We start from the raw sequence: 18,859 nt of genomic DNA on the forward strand, positions 1-18,859 counted from the left end.
GATATGACTTGTGCCGGACAAGGCGAAGCCGCCCTCCGGTAAAACGGAAATTTACTAATTTATTGAGTCTGGTGACTGAACTATGTGGAAAACACTTCATCAACTGGCGATGCCCCCACGTCTCTATCAGGTCTGTGGCTGGTTTATTCCATGGCTGGCGATTGCCAGCGCAGTGGTACTGGTAACAGGATGGGTTTGGGGATTTGGCTTCGCGCCAGCGGATTATCAGCAGGGGCAGAGCTATCGCATTATCTATCTGCACGTCCCGGCGGCAATCTGGTCGATGGGCATTTACGCATCAATGGCGGTTGCCGCATTTATCGGCCTGGTCTGGCAGATGAAAATGGCTAATCTGGCGCTGGCGGCGATGGCGCCAGTTGGCGCAGTGTTTACCTTTATTGCACTGGTGACAGGTTCCGCATGGGGCAAACCGATGTGGGGAACCTGGTGGGTCTGGGATGCCCGACTCACTTCTGAGCTGGTGCTGTTGTTTCTCTATGTTGGCGCCATTGCGCTGTGGCATGCCTTTGATGACCGCCGCCTGGCGGGGCGCGCTGCCGGTATTCTGGTGCTGATTGGTGTCGTGAACTTACCGATTATTCACTACTCGGTTGAGTGGTGGAACACGCTGCATCAGGGGTCGACCCGCATGCAGCAAAGTATTGATCCGGCGATGCGTACGCCACTGCGCCTGGCGATCGTCGGCTATCTGCTCCTGTTTGTCACGCTGGCGCTGATGCGCATGCGTAATCTGATTTTATTGATGGAAAAACGCCGCCCGTGGGTGAGTGAACTGATCTTAAAAAGAGGCCGCCAATGACCCCTGCATTTGCATCATGGAGTGATTTTTTCGCGATGGGCGGTTACGCCTTATATGTCTGGCTGGCCGTGGCCATGAGTGTAATTCCGTTGCTGGTGCTGGTGCTGCATTCTGCACTACAGCATCGCGCAATCTTACGCGGTGTGGCGCAGCAGCGGGCGAGAGAAGCGCGTATGCGTGCAGCGCAAGTGCAACGGGAGGCGGCGTGAATATTCGACGTAAAAATCGGCTATGGATAGCCTGTGCGGTGCTGGCGGGCCTGGCTTTGACCATCACGCTGGTGCTCTATGCGCTGCGTTCCAATATCGATCTGTTCTATACGCCGGGAGAAATACTCTACGGCAAGCGCGAAACTCAGCAGATGCCGGAAGTCGGTCAACGCCTGCGCGTTGGCGGTATGGTTATGCCGGGCAGTGTGAAGCGCGACCCGCAGTCGCTGAAAGTCAACTTCAGCATCTATGACGCCGAAGGCGTGGTGGATGTGACCTATGAAGGTATCCTGCCGGATCTGTTCCGTGAAGGGCAGGGCGTCGTTGTTCAGGGAGAACTGGATCAGGAAAATCATGTGCAGGCCAAAGAGGTCCTTGCCAAGCATGATGAAAATTACACCCCGCCGGAAGTCGAAAAAGCGATGCAGGAAAACCATCGTCGTCCGGAAAGTGTTTATAAGGATAAAACGTCATGATGCCTGAAATTGGCAACGCGCTGTTGTGCCTTGCGCTTGGCGTTGCACTGTTGCTGTCGGTTTATCCGCTGTGGGGGGTTGCGCGTGGCGATGTCCGGATGATGGCCTCTGCGCGACCCTTTGCCTGGGTGTTGTTTATCTGTGTGATGGGGGCGTTTCTGGTGCTGGTAAACGCCTTCGTGGTTAATGACTTTACCGTGACCTATGTCGCCAGCAACTCCAATACGCAACTTCCGGTCTGGTATCGCGTCGCCGCGACATGGGGCGCGCATGAAGGCTCATTGTTGCTATGGGTGTTGCTGATGAGCGGCTGGACGTTCGCTGTGGCGCTGTTCAGCCAGCGGATGCCGCTGGATATCGTCGCCCGCGTACTGGCGGTGATGGGCATGGTCAGCGTTGGCTTCCTGCTGTTTATCCTGTTTACTTCCAATCCGTTTGCCCGCACGTTGCCAGATTTTCCTATTGAAGGCCGCGACCTGAATCCGCTGTTGCAGGATCCTGGGCTTATTTTCCATCCGCCATTGCTGTATATGGGTTATGTCGGTTTCTCCGTGGCGTTTGCCTTTGCCATTGCCGCACTGATGAGCGGGCGTCTGGACAGCACATTCGCCCGTTTTTCGCGTCCGTGGACGCTGGCTGCATGGGTGTTTCTGACGCTGGGTATTGTGCTCGGGTCTGCGTGGGCCTATTACGAACTGGGCTGGGGCGGTTGGTGGTTCTGGGACCCGGTAGAGAACGCGTCGTTTATGCCGTGGCTGGTGGGGACTGCGCTGATGCACTCGCTGTCAGTGACCGAACAGCGCGCCAGCTTTAAAGCCTGGACGTTGCTGCTGTCAATCTGCGCCTTCTCGCTTTGCCTGTTAGGGACGTTCCTGGTGCGCTCTGGCGTGCTGGTGTCGGTGCATGCCTTCGCCTCCGATCCGTCACGCGGGATGTTTATTCTGGCCTTCATGGTGCTGGTTATCGGCGGTTCCCTGCTGCTGTTTGCTGTACGCGGTCACAAGGTCCGCTCGCGGGTTAATAACGCGCTGTGGTCGCGTGAATCTCTGCTGTTGGGCAACAACGTTCTGCTGATTGCCGCCATGCTGGTGGTGCTATTGGGTACGCTGCTGCCGCTGGTGCACAAACAGCTGGGGCTGGGTAGCATTTCGATTGGCGAGCCGTTCTTCAACACCATGTTTACCTGGCTGATGGCGCCGTTCGCGCTGTTGCTGGGAATAGGGCCATTAGTGCGTTGGGGCCGTGACCGACCGCGCAAGCTGAAAACGCTACTGATTGTCGCGTTTGTCACCACGCTGGTACTGTCGCTGCTGCTGCCGTGGCTGTTTGAAGACCGCATCGCTGCCATGACGGTCGTGGGTATGGCAATGGCATGCTGGATATTCGTGCTGGCGATGTCCGAGGCGTTCCTGCGTATTTCGCGCGGCACGAAGCTGACGCCGAGCTACTGGGGCATGGTTTCAGGTCACATAGGACTGGCTGTTACCATCGTCGGTATTGCCTTTAGCCAGAACTACAGCGTTGAACGTGATGTGCGCATGAAGGCGGGCGATAGCGTCAGTATCCATGATTATCAGTTCACTTTCCGCGAAGTAAAAGATATTACCGGACCTAACTACCGGGGGGGCGTGGCCGTGATTGGTGTTACCCGTGACGGCAAGCCGGAAGCGACGCTGCATGCGGAAAAACGCTTTTACAACAGCACCAGTTCAATGATGACTGAAGCGGCAATTGACGGCGGATTCACGCGTGACCTGTACGCTGCGCTGGGCGAAGAGCTGGATAACGGCGCATGGGCTGTACGTCTGTACTATAAACCGTTTATTCGCTGGATTTGGGCCGGAGGGTTGCTGATGGCGCTGGGCGGGTTGTTCTGCCTGTTTGATCCACGCTATCGCCAGCGCACGCGTCCTCGTGCTGCTGCGCAAAAAAACGCGCAGGAGGCTGTATGAAGCGCAACGCACTGTTAATTCCGTTTATTATTTTTCTCATCATTGCGGCGGCGCTGCTGTGGCAACTGGCACGTAACGCACAGGGAGACGACCCGACGAATCTGGAATCGGCGTTAATCGGTAAGCCGGTGCCGACGTTCCGTCTGGAGTCACTGGAAAATCCGGGCCAGCATTACCAGGCTGATGTGTTGACGCAGGGGAAACCGGTGCTGCTGAACGTCTGGGCGACCTGGTGTCCGACCTGTCGCGCTGAGCACCAGTATCTGAATCAGCTGTCGGCACAAGGCGTGAGGGTCGTTGGATTGAACTATAAAGACGATCGTCAGAAAGCCATTGTCTGGCTGAAAGAGCTGGGCAATCCATATGCGCTGAGCCTGTTTGACGGCGACGGGATGCTTGGTCTGGATCTTGGCGTGTACGGCGCGCCGGAAACATTCCTGATCGACGGTAAAGGCATTATTCGCTATCGCCATGCCGGCGACTTAAACGCCAGGGTGTGGGAGAGCGAGATCAAACCATTGTGGGATAAATACAGTAAGGAGGCTACGCAATGAGGTTCTTTCTGGGCCTGCTGATGCTGGTTATCTCGGGATCGGCGCTGGCCACTATTGACGTGATGCAGTTCAAAGATGAGGCGCAGGAACAGCAGTTCCGCCAGCTTACCGAACAACTGCGCTGTCCTAAATGTCAGAACAACAGCATTGCTGATTCTAACTCGATGATTGCCACCGACCTGCGCCAGAAAGTGTACGAACTGATGCAGGAAGGAAAAAGCCAGAAAGAAATTGTCGATTACATGGTGGCGCGCTACGGCAACTTCGTGACTTACGATCCGCCGTTGACGCCGCTGACCGTGCTGCTGTGGGTGATGCCGGTGGTCGCGATTGGTCTGGGTGGCTGGATTATTTTCGCCCGTACTCGCCGACGTGTCCGGGTGAAACAGGAAGCGTTTCCTGACGACGTTATCCCGGATGGCAAGCGCGGTGGGTTCGGGTTGTTTGTGCCCGGCATCGTGGTGGCGCTGGGGGTTGGCGCAGTGAGCTATTATGAAACCGGCAACTATAAGCAGGTTCAGGTCTGGCAGCAGGCGACTGCACAGGCCCCGGCGCTGCTGGAGCGGGCGTTAGATCCAAAGGCTGAACCGCTCAATGAAGAGGATATGGCGCGCCTGGCGCTGGGATTACGCACCCGGCTGCAAACCGATGCCGGAAACGTTGAAGGCTGGATTATGCTTGGTCGCATAGGCATGGTTCTCGGTAATGCCAGTACGGCGACTGAAGCGTATGCCAATGCGTACCGACTGGATCCTAAAAATAGCGATGCTGCGCTGGGCTATGCGGAAGCGTTGACCCGTTCTTCCGATCCAGACGATAACCGTCGGGGAGGGGAGCTGCTACGCCAGTTGGTGCGCGGCGAACATGCCAACGTGCGGGTTCTCAGCATGTACGCGTTTAACGCTTTTGAACAGCAGCGCTTCGGCGAGGCAGTTGCGGCGTGGGAGATGATGCTGAAATTATTGCCCGCCAATGATACCCGTCGGGCGGTAATTGAGCGCAGCATCAAACAGGCGATGGAGCAGCTAACGCCGCAGGAGAAGTAAGAGTGGAAGATGCCGGATGGCGACGCAAAGCGTCTTATCCGGCCTACTGATGCACGTGACTTGTAGGCCCGATAAGCGTAGCGCCATCGGGCAATATCTGATTACTGCATGCCGCGTGTTTGTAAGAACAGGATGGTGGCGGCAACGCGAGAGCGGACGTTAAGTTTTCGCAGCAGGTTGCGGATATGCACTTTCACCGTTTGCTCGGAAATATTCAGTACGGATGCAATCTGTTTATTCGATAATCCCTGAGCCAGTTCATGTAACACATCCAGCTCGCGTTCGGTGAGTACGCTGAACGGATCTTCCTCGGCGCCAAACAGTTCCCGTTCCCGCAGATAATCGCTGACGCGTTGGCTAAAGGCTTTACCTCCTTTTGCGCCAGCGCGAATGGCTTCCAGCAGGACTTCAGGATCGCTGTCTTTAAGTAAATAGCCATCCGCGCCGGCATCAATTAAGGCATACACATCGCTGGCGGCATCCGAAACGGTAAGAATAATAATTTGCGCTGTGACGCCATCCCGGCGCAGCGCATTCAGGGTGTCCAGTCCGCTCATGCCTTTCATATTGAGATCCAGCAGGATCACATCAAGATCCAGACGGTTTGCCAGATCGATAGCGCTTGCGCCATCGCCGGCTTCGGCAACTACGTCAAATGCGCTATCCAGCTGCAGTAATTGACTGATTCCTCGCCGCATGAGTGGGTGGTCGTCAACAATCATCACCTTAAAAGGTGTTAATTCAGGCATCTTCTTCTCCTGAGCACTCTTAATTTCTTTATATTCCGGGGCATGGGATAATCCTGATTTATCACGTAGATGATAAGGCAACGTGACCTTACTTTTTACAGGTGCAAATAGTATATCCTGACTCAAAAAGCTCTCATTGGAATTTTTACAAAGAATACTCTTTATGATTTGAATCAAGGTGCTGGCGGTTTGCGAGACGAAAGTATTCTCGATTTGCTGTTTGACAACATTAATTAAATATCAACATTAATAAGTGGCAATAATAAGCAATGTTGATATTAAGGGTGCGGGCAGTTGGAAGAAAACTTCGCAGACGTCACCCATGCGGCACGACGTGCGCGACATACTCATCCCCGCGATCTTCCTGCAAATAGGCGACTAGCTATGGGATTGGGCCAATAGAGTAATTTAACTTAAGAATATAAAAAATCCTGAAATGCAATAGGAATAAAGTGAAAGCGCATTTATTGCCTTTACTTTTGTTTGCATTTTGTGCTTTTTTGGCAAGGGTCGTACAGCCAGGTTCGGTTTCGTACTTTTTGGGGGGTAGGGTGAAGTTCAGGGATGAAAGAAAGTTGGCATTACTGATTGGGATGTTAGTTTTGCCGTTCACAACGGTTTCTGCCGCACTACTCTCTCCTGCGGATCGTAATACCATTCAGCAGCAACAACAGCAGCTACTTAATGAAAACCAGCGCCAGCGTGAAGAGCTGGAGCGTAGCGTTACGCTGCCCGAAGCCGTCACGCCGGAAACGCCAGCCCGGACTGAAGGACCATGTTTTATGATTTCGCGCATTGATATTGACGGCGCAACGAAGTTGTCCGTCGCTGCCTCGGCAAAGCTTACCGCTCCGTGGGTGAATCAATGCCTGGATATTCCTCGCCTGACGGAACTGACAAATGCAATTTCCGACTGGTATATCAGCCGAGGTTACATCACCAGTCGTGCCTTTTTAACCGAACAGGATCTCTCCTCTGGGGTGCTGCACATTGCGGTGCTTGAGGGAAAATTGCAGCAAATACGTCTGGAAGGTGTCCCATCGCGCACGCTGAAAATGATCTTTCCTGGGCTGGAAGGAAAGATTCTCAATCTGCGTGACATTGAACAGGGTATGGAGCAGTTGAACCGGGTTCGCCAGACGCCGGTGGAAATTGAAATTTTGCCGGGCAGCCAGCAGGGGTTATCAATAGTTAATCTGAGCGCCACGCCTGAATTCCCCGTTAACGGCTCCGTCAGTTTTGATAACAGCGGACAAAAGAGTACCGGAACCGGACAACTAAGCGGGGCATTATTTTTCAATAATATGCTTGGGCTGGCGGATAAATGGTTTATCAGCGGCGGGCGTAGCAGCGATTTTTCGAGCAGTAAAGATGCGCAGAACGTTGCTGCTGGTGTGAGTGTTCCTTACGGCTACGGATTGCTGGATTACAGCTACAGCTGGAGTAACTATCTCAGCACCATTAATAACAATGGCTATGCCTGGCGCTCCACTGGTGACAGTGAAACCCATCGTCTGACCGGCTCCTGGGTTTTGTTTCGCAACGGTGATATCAAAACCGCAGCATCGCTGGGTCTCACGCATCGAATCAACCGTAACAGATTGAACGATGTGCTGCTGGAAACCAGTAGCCGCAAGCTTTCCAGCGTTTCGCTGGGTATCAACCATACGCAAAAAATTGCGTCCGGCGTTGCGACGTTTAACCCCACATTCACCCAGGGCGTGCCGTGGTTTGGCGCAGAGGATGATAATGATAAACAGGGTGATGTGCCAAAGGCAGAATTTCGCAAATGGAGCGTCAGCGGCAGTTTTCAGCGCCCGCTGACAGAAAAACTGTGGTGGCTGAGCAGCCTCTATTTTCAATGGTCACCGGACCGCCTTTACGGCAGCGAACGCCTGACGCTGGGCGGTGAAACATCGGTACGCGGCTATAAAGAACAATACATTTCAGGAGATAACGGCGGCTACTGGCGCAACGAAGTGAATTACTCGCTTTTTACGCTGCCGGTGTTGGGACAGATTGGCGCGATAGCGGCATTCGACGGCGGCTGGCTGAAACAAGATAGCGTTGACAGGTATGCCTCTGGCACGTTGTGGGGGGCCGCGCTGGGATTAACCAGCTCAGGGCGCTGGTTCTCCAGTCAGTTTACCGTAGGAACACCGGTGAATTATCCGGACTGGCTGGCACCGGATCATCTCAATGTGTATTACCGCGTTGCGGTGGCTTTTTAAGGAACAAGGATGATGAAAAAGGATCAGGTTCGTTTCTCCCAGCGTTTGCTAAGTGGCATGTTGAGTTTCCTGCTGGCTACCCAACCACTGCTCCCGGCGATGGCTGCCGCCATCACGCCTGAAGGCAATACGCAGATGGATAAAGCCGCCAATGGTGTTCCGGTGGTGAATATTGCCACGCCGAACCAGTCCGGGATTTCACACAACAAATATAACGACTACAACGTGGGAAAAGAGGGACTGATCCTCAACAACGCGACCGGGCAATTTACCCAAACCCAGCTCGGCGGCATCGTCCAGAATAACCCGAACCTGCGTCCCGGAAAGGAAGCATCAGGGATCATCAACGAAGTTACCGGCGCTAACCGTTCGCAGCTACAGGGCTATACCGAAGTCGCGGGGAAAGCCGCCAACGTCATGGTCGCCAACCCCTACGGCATTACCTGTAACGGGTGCGGGTTTATCAACACGCCTAACGCCACACTGACTACCGGTAAACCGGTGCTGGATGCTAACGGTAACCTGCAGTCGCTGGATGTGAGCAAAGGCAGCATTACCATTGAAGGCAAAGGGCTGGATGGAAGCCAGAGCGATGCGGTGTCAATTATTGCCCGCGCCACGGAAATTAACGCAGCGCTACACGCCAAAGATCTGAATGTTATCGTCGGCGCGAATCGCATCGCGGCGAATGGCCAGACGAGCCCGCTGAATGGCGAAGGAGAAGCACCGAAAATCGCGGTAGACACTGGCGCATTAGGTGGGATGTACGCTAACCGTATTCATCTGGTCTCCAGCGAGAAAGGGCTGGGGGTCAACCTCGGGGATCTGAATGCCCGCCAGGGTGATATCACCCTCAATGCTAACGGGAAATTAACGATCGGCAACAGTCTGGCAAACGGTGGTCTTTCTGCCAGGGGAGAAGGTGTCACGTTGACCGGTAGTCATAAGACCGCAAGCGGGATGGCCATCAACAGCACCGGGGCGTTAGCGCTACAAGGTGCAAATCTCTCCAGTGGTGCAGGCGTGCTGCTGGGTAGCGATGGCAAGATGACGATCGATGGTGGCGGGGTTGCCGCAGCTGGAGAGTTGCAGATTACGGCTAAACAGGATGTAGCCATTGCCGCAACCACTCTGGTTAGCCAGAAAAACACCTCACTGCGTAGTAACGGTTCGCTGACAATCACCGACGGCAGCCTGACCAGTAAAGAAAAACTGGATGTCGCGGGCACTAATGGGATGACGCTGACCCGTTCCACGCTGGGGAGTGATGCTGATGTTAGCCTTAACAGTCACGGCAATCTGTCGGCTAAAGGGGGATTGCTCTCTGCAGGTAACGGACTCACGCTGAAGGCACAGCGCATAGCACTGGATAACGCCAGTCGGGCCGATGCGAAAGGAGCATTAAGCCTGGCCGGTAGCGAAATGAACAACCAGGGACAGGTCAATGCGGGAGGCGCGTTGTCTCTTTCCGGTGACCACCTCGTGAATGGTGGTCAACTGGCTGCGAACGGCCATCTTGATGCGTCGGTAACCCGCCTCGAAAATGGGAGGCTGATGCAGGGTAACAGCGTATCGGTCCATAGCGGGTCGCTGGATAATAGGGGCACGCTGGCGAGCGGTGGCCTGCTTTCAGTACAGACAACAACGCTGAACCAACAGGGCACCCTCAGCGCGAAAAACGATGCGGATATCCGGGCAGATGCCACGCTGCTAAACGGTGGAACGTTGCTCTCTGATGGCTCATTAACGGTGCAGGCCGCGACAGTTGAACAATATGGCGTCCTCTCTGGCAGCCGGGGGGTGACAGTCAATGCTGTAAACCTCACCGCCGCGAAAGATTCGCTGATCGCCGGGCAACAGGGCATACAGTTAAACGCTGCGCAAAACCTGAACCTGAACGGTCAGGTTAATGCCGCTGGTGCGCTTAACGTGGGCGCAAAGCAGCTGACTACTGGCAAGGACGGCCATCTGCAGAGTGGTCTGGACCTTGCGATTACCGGCAACAGCGTCACGCTGGACGGTGTACAGGCGGCAAAAGGTTTGCTGGACGTAACGGCGGACAGGCTCAGTCATGGCGGAAAATCCACCGGGACACGCGTTGGTTTCAGCGCGCAGCAGTCAGTTGATAACCAGGGTGAACTGCTGGCCGATACCCTGATGCTCAGCGCGGCGACGCTGACTCATAGCGGTAGCGCCAGCGCTGAACGCATCTCGATTATTGCCCCTGAACTTTTCACCAGCAGCGGCTCTCTGGTAGCCGAAACGCTAGCTCTTCACAGTCAGCATGTTGTGAATAGCGGTCTGATGCAGGGCAACGCGGCAATGGACCTGCAGATTGATACGTTAGATAACCTTAGCGGCGGCTCGCTCTATGCCCGGCGTTCTCTGGCGCTGGATATACCGTATCTGACCAACCATGGGCTGATTACTACCGACGGTTCATTGCACCTCAACGGTCGCCAGTTGGTTAATGGCGGAGAAATTAACGGCGTTGATCTGCAAAGTGAATATGCGACGGTAAAAAACGAAACCGCGGGGCGCCTGCTGGCGGACACGTCATTATCTGTTAACGGACAGAAGACAGATAACCTCGGACTCATGGCCGCCGATACGCTTGTGCTGAACAGTCGGGACGTGAATAACGACGGCAATGTGCTGTCGGTGGGGGAATTAATCCTGAAGAATCAGACCCTCCACAACGCCGGCTTGCTGCAGGGCAGCACGCTGAATCTGGAAGCAAATACGTGGCAAAACAGCGGTAATGCGTTGGGTGAAACAGGGGTAACGGCAACGGTACACGACGTGTTCACTAACCAGGGCAACGTACTCAGCCAACAGGGTATGACCGTGCATGCCGCCAGCGTGAATAACGGCGGACTGCTGGCGGCGAAGGTGCTGGCATTACACGGCGATCTCAGTAACAGCGGGATCCTGCAGGGGAATCAGATGCTCGGCTGGGATGGCAATCGCTTCACTAACCTTGCTGGCGGGCAGGTAACCGGCGGCGAAGAGTTGCATCTTAGCGGAAAGCGTATCGACAACGATGGCCAACTGGAGGCCCGTACGGCGGCGATTACGCTGGACATCCTGCGGAACGGCGGCAGCATTCAGGCTCAGAATAGCCTGAAGATCACTGCCAGCGAGCGACTGGACAATCAGGGAGCGCTGCGCAGTCTGAATCTGTTCGAACTGGCTGCAGCGCAGTTGTTTAACGACAAAACGATTGCAGCAAAATCCCTTAGCATTTCCGCGCCGGAGCTTATGAATAACGGCACTGTGCAGGGTAATTCGGTGCTACAGCTCACCACCCGCAATCTGTTTAATGGTCAGCAGGGACAACTGGTTAGCGGCGCGGGGCTGGATTTAGGCCTCGACACGCTGGAAAACCACGGTCTGCTGTTGACGAATACCGACTTCACGCTGCGCGGCAGCACATTAATTAACGCCGGTGATATTCAGGCCGATTCCCTGGATCTGACGCTGGCAAACTCAGTTGAAAACCAGGGTAACCTGGTGGCGAAACAGGGGGCGTCGATAAATACCGCCTCTCTGGATAACCGCGGTACGCTGGCGGCGAAAAGTGTCACTCTGGATGGAAAATCCATCCGTAACAGCGGTCTGGTTCAGGGTAATGACAGTACCTCGGTTTCTGCGAATACCTTCACCACGGATGCCACAGGTAAATGGCTGGCCGGTAATGCGCTGTTGGTGCATACCAGTGCGATGGAAAACGCCGGTGTACTGCAGGGCGATGTCCTGACATTCACTGCCGACTCGCTGAATAACAGCGGCGTGCTTAACGGTTTACATGGCCTGGAAGGCAAGCTATCCGGGCGACTTATCAACCCCGGATACATTCAAAGTGGCGGCGCACTGACGCTGGCGGCTGATGATATCAACAGCGCCGGGCGTATTGCCGGTGACAGGCTGACGCTTGCAGCCTCGACGCTAAACAATACTGGCCTGTGGCAGGGGACGAACGGGCTTGCGCTGTCTGGCGATGTGCTCACGACGGGTATAACGTCCCGTACGCTGAGCGGTGGCGCGTTGACCTTCGATGTCGGCAATATTACGACGCAGGGAACGCTGCAGGGGCAGCAACTTACGCTGACCGCTGATGACTGGCTGCACAAAGGCTCGCTGATAAGCCTGGGTAATCTGACGGCGACGGTAAACAACGGCCTTACCACGTCAGGCGACATGATGAGTCATGGCGGAATGTCACTGACCGCGCAGCAGCTTGATAACAGCGGAAAGCTGCTCAGCGAAAGCGACGTAACGCTCGACGGCGCACAGCTTGATAACCGCGGCACGGTACAGGGAAAGACCCTGACCCTGCAGCAAAACCGGATCCACAATCAGGGCACGCTGACCGGTCTGCAAAGCCTGACGCTGGAAGTACGTCAGCGTCTGATGGCGCGCATGGCGATGGCTTCACCGCAACAGGAATTGATTAACGCAGCAGGTGGTTCACTACTGACGCAGGGTACGCTGAAACTCACTTCTGGCGATGTGACGAATAATGGCACATGGCAGGGGCAGTCGATTCTGCTCAATGCGCAAGCGCTGACAAACAATGGGGCAATACACAGCGCCGACGCCCTGCAGCTTACGCTCGCGAATAACCTGACTTCCACGGCGGGCAGCAAAATAACCGCGCTGGGTAACGCGACGCTACAGGCGCTTTCTCTGACTAACGCCGGGCAATGGACGGCGAAAAATCTTACGCTGAAGGGGACAACCCTCGATAACAGTGCGGCAATTAGCGGCGTAAATGCGCTCACGCTTGCCATGAACGGCGCGGTCAGGCAGCAGAAAGCGGGCAGTATGCTGAGCGGCGGCGCGTTGGATCTGACTGCGGCGTCAGTCACCAACGAGGGCAAAATTCAGGGGGCGACGCTGGGTATGACGTCCGGCGCATTGACCAACAGCGGACGCCTACAAGGGGATAATGGCGCAACGCTGTCGCTGAGTGGTGATTTGATAAACCAGGCTTCCGGGGAGATTGTCAGCCGCCAGGGGCTGACGCTTTCTACGCCAGTGCTGTCCAACTACGGTTTAATGCAGAGCGGTGGAGAGACCCATCTTAACGCCACAACTCGCGCGCTCAATGACGGCAAACTGCTTTCCGGCGCGGGAATGACGCTGACCACGCCGCTGTATTCCGGCGCAGGCTGGTTACAGGCGACAAACCTCATTCTGAATGCGACAACGGCAACCAATGGCGGGAGCTGGCTGGCCGACAGCGCCACGCTTACAGGTAACAATTTTACCAACCAGGGAACTACGCAGGCCGGTCAACTGGCGGTGAAATACACGCAGGTGACGAATAACGGTACGCTGTTGGGCAACTCGCAACTGAGTGTTAATGCCAGCCAGGTTAATCAGAATGCAGCAGGTAAACTGTTCAGCGGTGGTGATCTGTCCGTTGAAAGCCACGGGCTTGATGCGTTGGGGCAGGTGGTTGCGCTGGGTAATCTGACGCTGAAACTGGTGAATGGCTTTACTGCGCAAAGCGCGTTTGCTGCGGGTAAAACGCTGACCATGACCAGCGAGGGTGCTATCGACAACCGTAGCGTGCTTCAGGGGCAGTCGCTCAACCTGACGGCGGGCGGGCAGCTCAGCAATAACGGGCAAATCACAACGGGCAACGGTGCGAGCCACCTCAGCGGCAGCAACGTGGCGCTCAATGCCGCCGGAACGTTACAGGGCGGTGGCGATATTACGCTGACCAGTCGCGGTAATATTTCAGTCGATGGTTTCACCGGCACGCGTGGTTCTCTGACGCTCAATGCGCCTGGCGCTATCGTTAATACGGCGCTGTTGTACGCGGCAAATAATCTGGCGCTTTATGCCAACACCATTACCAATCAGCGCGGCGATATCCTCGCAGGCAACAATCTGTGGATGCAGCGAGATGCGGCGGGAAATGCCAACAGCGAAGTGGTCAACACCTCCGGCAATATCGAAACCCAGAATGGTGATATCACCATCAAAACCGGGCATCTGCTGAACCAGCGGGATGGGTTGACGATTAACCAGTCCGATAAAAACTATCCGGATGCTGTTCCTGCTCGGGATAAGTATCCTGCTTACTCCAGCTCTCTGGGTCAATATGCGGATTTTGCTGTCAGTCTGAACGAGTGGATTGACCGGGGTGATAATGTCGTCTGGAAGGAGTGGGAGCAGTGTACCGGTGGTAAGAATGACAACTGCCGGACAGGTGTTTCTTACCTTCTTACAGGTAATGATATCCGTCAGTTTGTACAGAGTGAGTCGGTTGTCACGGTCTCTGTAACGGGGGGGGCAGCCCGTATTGTGGCCGCCCGTGATATTATTGTTGATGCCGGTAACCTGGATAATCGCGCCAGCCAGATACTGGCTGGACGCAATGCAGGGCTTACCGGAGAAACACTGAATAATCTCTCCGCTGAGAGCGGGCGGCGAGTAACTTATATTCAGGCAGAGTACCGTTGTGAATGGTTCAGCAATGAGTGCGGCAGTGAGGATTGGCGCCCACTTTCTGGTGAGGGGGATAAATGGTACTGGTGGCGGGACAAAGAACGTGGCAGGACATCGGTCTCTTATATCCTGGGTGAAAGAAAAACTGAGTTTGTCGCTGATGGTGATGCTTATCGTGCAGTGATAAGCGCCGCTGGCAATATCAGCGCGACATTCACTCATAACATCAGTAATACCAATACAACAGCGAACAGTGGAGTTGGTACCACTATTTCTGTGCCAACCCTCAACACTCTCAGCAACCAAACCCTCAGTAATGGGGTGCAAAAACAGGCACTGGCAGACAATGACACGGTGAGCGTCAGTTCCCCACAGTGGAACGACCAACTGCAGGATGCATTACAGCAGATTACCGGCGGCGGCGCGCTGGAAAGCGGTGGCGTATCAGACGCCACGCTCAGTTCTGTTTCTACCACGCAGAAAGGTGATGCCAGCCTCGGTCAACTCAATGGCCTGATTAACCCAGGCGAGAAGGGCGTGAATACCGCCGGGCAAAATCAGGGCAAAACGGTGGATACCAGCGCGTATCCGTTGCCTTCCGGAAAGAACGGTTATTTCGTCGTCTCCGACGATCCGAAAAGCCCGTACCTGATCAACGTCAACCCGAAACTGAATGGCCTTGGTCAACTCGATCCCAGCCTGTTTGGTGATTTGAATGCCATGCTGGGTATCAAACCGGGCAAAGCGCCGCGTGAAACTAACGTTGCGTATACCGATCAAAACCAGTTTCTGGGATCGGCCTATATGCTCGATCGTCTCAAACTGAACCCGGAATATGACTACCGTTTCCTCGGTGATGCGGCGTTCGATACCCGCTATGTCAGTAACGCCATGCTGAATAAGACGGGAAGTCGTTACATCAACGGTATAGGTTCTGACCTGGAGCAGATGCGTTACCTGATGGACAGCGCTGCCAGTACCCAGCAGTCGCTGGGGCTGAAATTTGGGGTGGCCCTGACGGCCGATCAGATAGCGTCCCTTGAGCACAGCATGCTGTGGTGGGAAGCCGCGACCGTCAACGGTGAGACGGTAATGATACCGAAGCTGTATCTCTCGCCGAAAGATATCACGGTGAGCAACGGTAGCGTCATTGCCGGGAATAATGTTCAGCTTACCAGCGGGAATATCACCAACGCTGGCAGTACGCTGCTGGCGAGAAACGATCTCACTCTCGACAGTCAGAACAGCATCAGCAACCTTAACAATAGTCTGATGCAGGCCGGGGGCAACCTTGAGCTGAGTGCGATTGGCGATATCAACAACGTCAGCTCCGCCATTAGCGGAAAAACGGTGACGCTGGAAAGCCTGGGCGGCAACATCAATAACCTGACGCTGGCGGAGCAGATTGATGTAAGTGCCAGGGACAAATACCGCAATGTGAGCTTTAAAGATACGTTGCTAGGTTCTGTGGCGTCCATTACCGCGCAGGACGGATTGTCGCTCTCGGCAGGCAAGGATATCACCGTTACTGGCGCGAATCTCTCTGCGGGTGGCTCATTGCTGATGGCTGCGTGGGGAGATATTGCGGTAAATGCCAACCAGATTAACGATGCCCGGAGCCATTCCGGACGCAGGGTCACAGAGACCGGTCGTTCGTCCGTGGACTGGCAGGGGAGCACCATCAGCGCGGGCGGTAACCTCGGTATCAATGCCGGGAATAACCTCAACGTCACCGCCAGCAATGTTAACGCGTGGGGGAATGCTCAGCTTACAGCGGGTAACGATCTCAATCTGAATGCGGCCACCACTCAGCAGAATAGCCGTAACGGCGGCAGTGAATCGCACAGCACCGGGCTTTCCCGTACCACCGTCTCAGCGGGTGACAATCTGGTGTTGAAAGCGGGTCAGGATATTAATTCTCACGCGGCCGGGCTGGCAGCGGAAAATGATGTGGGTCTGCTGGCCGGGCGTGATGTTAACCTGCTGGCTGAAGCAACAACCGACGGCAACAGCTATCGTGCGAAGAAGAAAACCGTGGTCAATGACGCCGTACGCCAGCAGGGGACGGAAATTGCCAGCGGTGGCGACACGGTCATTATCGCCGGGCGCGATGTGAGTGCGCAGGCAGCGGATGTTACGGCGCAGGGCGATATCGGCGTCACGGCAGGCCGGGATGTGAATCTCACGACCGCCACAGAGAGCGATTATCACTACCAGGAAACCACGAAAACCCAAAAAGGATTCCTCAGTAAAAAGACTACCCATACGATTGAAGAAGACAGTGCTACGCGGGAAAAAGGCGCGTTGCTGAGCGGGGACAATGTGACTGTCGCCGCCGGGAATAACATTCTGGTACAGGGCTCAGCCGTTGCCGGTGACGGCAATGTGGCGCTGGGGGCTGGCAACAATGTGGATATCGTTGCTGCCACCAATACGGATACCTCATGGCGCTTTAAAGAGACGAAAAAGAGCGGGCTGATGGGGTCGGGCGGGATCGGCTTCACCATCGGTAGCAGTAAAACGACGCACGATCTGCGCGAAAAAGGCACCACCCAAAGCGAGAGCTTCAGTACGGTCGGTTCTACGGGGGGCAACGTCAGTATCACCGCAGGCCAGCAGGCACATATCGGCGGCGCGGATATCATCGCCCAGAAAGATATTGCTGTTGGCGGCGATAGTGTACTTATTGAACCGGGACACGACAAACGCACCCGTGATGAGAAGTTTGAGCAGAAAACCAGCGGACTGACGGTGGCGTTGTCAGGGGCTGTGGGCAGTGCGGTGAACAGCGCGGTTTCAGCAGCGCAGGATGCGAAAGATGAGAGTGACGATCGTCTTGCGGCTCTGAAGGCAACGAAAGCGGCGCTTTCCGGCGTGCAGGCTGCGCAGGGGGTTGCAGTTGCTCAGGCTGGCGGCGATCCGAATAACGGTATAGGCGTCAGCATTTCTCTGACTTCCCAGAAATCAAAGTCTGAGCAGCATGCCCGGAGTGATACTGTGGCAGGCAGCACCCTGAATGCAGGCAACAATCTGGCTATTACGGCGACGGGTAAAGGTCAGAGCGGGAACAGCGGCGATATTCTGATCGGCGGCAGCCAGATAAAGGCGGGTGGGGACACCACGCTTGCAGCAGCGAATGATATCGTACTGAGCGGTGCGGCAAACACTCAACAGACAACCGGGAAAAATAGCAGCAGCGGCGGCGGTGTAGGGGTCAGCATTGGCGGAGGAACCAATGGCTATGGTATCAGCGTCTTCGCCAACGTGAATGCGGCAAAAGGACATGAGAAGGGTAACGGCACGGCGTGGACGGAGACCACGCTGGACAGCGGTGGCATTGTATCGATGACCAGTGGTCGCGATGCCCTTCTGAATGGCGCGCAGGTCAGCGGCGATAAAGTGGTCGCGGATATTGGTCGCGACCTGTGGATGAGCAGCCAGCAGGACAGCAACGACTACAAATCGAAGCAGAACAGCGTAGCGGCAGGCGGCAGTTTTACCTTCGGTAGCATGACCGGTTCGGGCTATATCAGCGCCAGCCAGGACAAGATGAAAAGCACTTATGACTCGGTTCAGGAGCAGACAGGGCTTTTTGCCGGCGATGGCGGATTTGATGTGACGGTGGGACGTCACACGCAACTGGATGGCGCGGTAATCGCTTCGACGGCAACGGGGGACAAAAACAGCCTGGATACCGGAACGCTGGGGTTCAGGGACATTCATAACGAAGCGGATTTTAAGGTCAGTCATTCAGGCGTCAGCCTGAGCGGCGGCGGTTCTTTTGGCGGCGACGCGTTCAAAGGCAATATGCCGGGTGGAATGATTTCAGCGGGTGGCAACAGCGGGCATGCGGAAGGAACTACGCAGGCGGCGGTAGCGGAAGGAACAATTACGGTTCGTGATACAGCGAACCAGCAGCAGGATGTATCCGGTCTGAGCCGTGATACGGAACATGCGAACGACAGCATCAGCCCGATTTTTGACAAAGAGAAAGAGCAGAAGCGGCTGCAGACGGTAAGTCTCATCGGTGATATTGGCGGTCAGGCAGCGGATATTGCCAGAACACAGGGAGAGATAAATGCGCTGAAAGAGGCGCGCAGGGACAATCCGAATCTGCCTGCGGATAAGCTGAAAGATACGCCGAAGTATAAGGAAGAACTGGCGAAGTATGGCACGGGCAGCGATATTCAGCGGGGGATTCAGGCGGCAACGGCGGCGCTTCAGGGGCTGGCTGGCGGTGATATGGGGGCCGCGCTGGCGGGGGCGTCGGCACCGGAGCTGGCGCATCTGCTTAAATCGACAGAGGGCAATACTGCGGTAAATGTCATTGCCCACGCGATATTGGGCGGCGCAGTGGCGG

At 55.3% G+C, this 18,859-nt stretch carries 9 protein-coding genes; 8 read left to right on the forward strand and 1 reads right to left on the reverse strand.

All coding sequences use genetic code 11. The features are described from left to right. Positions 1–82 precede the first annotated feature (82 nt). From FDX24_RS14840 to FDX24_RS14865, 6 genes are read left to right on the forward strand one after another with little or no spacing between them, the layout of a single operon-like run. Positions 83–820 (forward strand): heme ABC transporter permease, encoded by a 738-nt coding sequence (locus FDX24_RS14840; protein ID WP_061068190.1) that lies wholly within the window; start codon positions 83–85, stop codon positions 818–820. Continuing rightward, positions 817–1,029, forward strand: coding sequence for a heme exporter protein CcmD (gene ccmD / locus FDX24_RS14845; RefSeq protein WP_005129320.1), 213 nt, complete (start codon positions 817–819; stop codon positions 1,027–1,029). Before FDX24_RS14840 ends, ccmD begins: the two co-directional genes overlap by 4 nt. Beyond that, the gene (ccmE, locus tag FDX24_RS14850) at positions 1,026–1,505 is read left to right on the forward strand and encodes a cytochrome c maturation protein CcmE (protein ID WP_137364532.1); all 480 of its coding nucleotides are present in this window, start codon (positions 1,026–1,028) and stop codon (positions 1,503–1,505) included. The genes ccmD and ccmE overlap by 4 nt, the downstream gene beginning before the upstream one ends. Further along, positions 1,502–3,457, forward strand: coding sequence for a heme lyase CcmF/NrfE family subunit (locus FDX24_RS14855; RefSeq protein WP_121584832.1), 1,956 nt, complete (start codon positions 1,502–1,504; stop codon positions 3,455–3,457). The genes ccmE and FDX24_RS14855 overlap by 4 nt, the downstream gene beginning before the upstream one ends. After that, positions 3,454–4,011 (forward strand): thiol:disulfide interchange protein DsbE, encoded by a 558-nt coding sequence (dsbE, locus tag FDX24_RS14860; protein ID WP_121584831.1) that lies wholly within the window; start codon positions 3,454–3,456, stop codon positions 4,009–4,011. The genes FDX24_RS14855 and dsbE overlap by 4 nt, the downstream gene beginning before the upstream one ends. Next, complete coding sequence (locus FDX24_RS14865; protein ID WP_061068187.1) at positions 4,008–5,057, forward strand: cytochrome c-type biogenesis protein CcmH; 1,050 nt, start codon at positions 4,008–4,010, stop codon at positions 5,055–5,057. Before dsbE ends, FDX24_RS14865 begins: the two co-directional genes overlap by 4 nt. Before the next feature lie 101 nt (positions 5,058–5,158). On the opposite strand, the gene narP is transcribed toward FDX24_RS14865, so the two are convergent. Continuing rightward, positions 5,159–5,806, reverse strand: a complete 648-nt coding sequence (gene narP, locus FDX24_RS14870) for a nitrate/nitrite response regulator protein NarP (protein ID WP_061068186.1) — start codon at positions 5,804–5,806, stop codon at positions 5,159–5,161. A 593-nt stretch (positions 5,807–6,399) separates the two neighbouring features. On the opposite strand from narP, the gene FDX24_RS14875 reads away from it, so the two are divergent. Then, positions 6,400–8,037, forward strand: a complete 1,638-nt coding sequence (locus tag FDX24_RS14875; RefSeq protein ID WP_101741549.1) for a ShlB/FhaC/HecB family hemolysin secretion/activation protein — start codon at positions 6,400–6,402, stop codon at positions 8,035–8,037. A gap of 12 nt (positions 8,038–8,049) precedes the next feature. After that, positions 8,050–18,859 (forward strand): hemagglutinin repeat-containing protein (locus FDX24_RS14880; RefSeq protein WP_137364533.1); only part of this gene is annotated, 10,810 nt, incomplete at its 3' end.

The organism is Citrobacter sp. wls716 (assembly GCF_005280975.1).
Classification (GTDB): Bacteria; Pseudomonadota; Gammaproteobacteria; order Enterobacterales; family Enterobacteriaceae; genus Citrobacter; species Citrobacter youngae.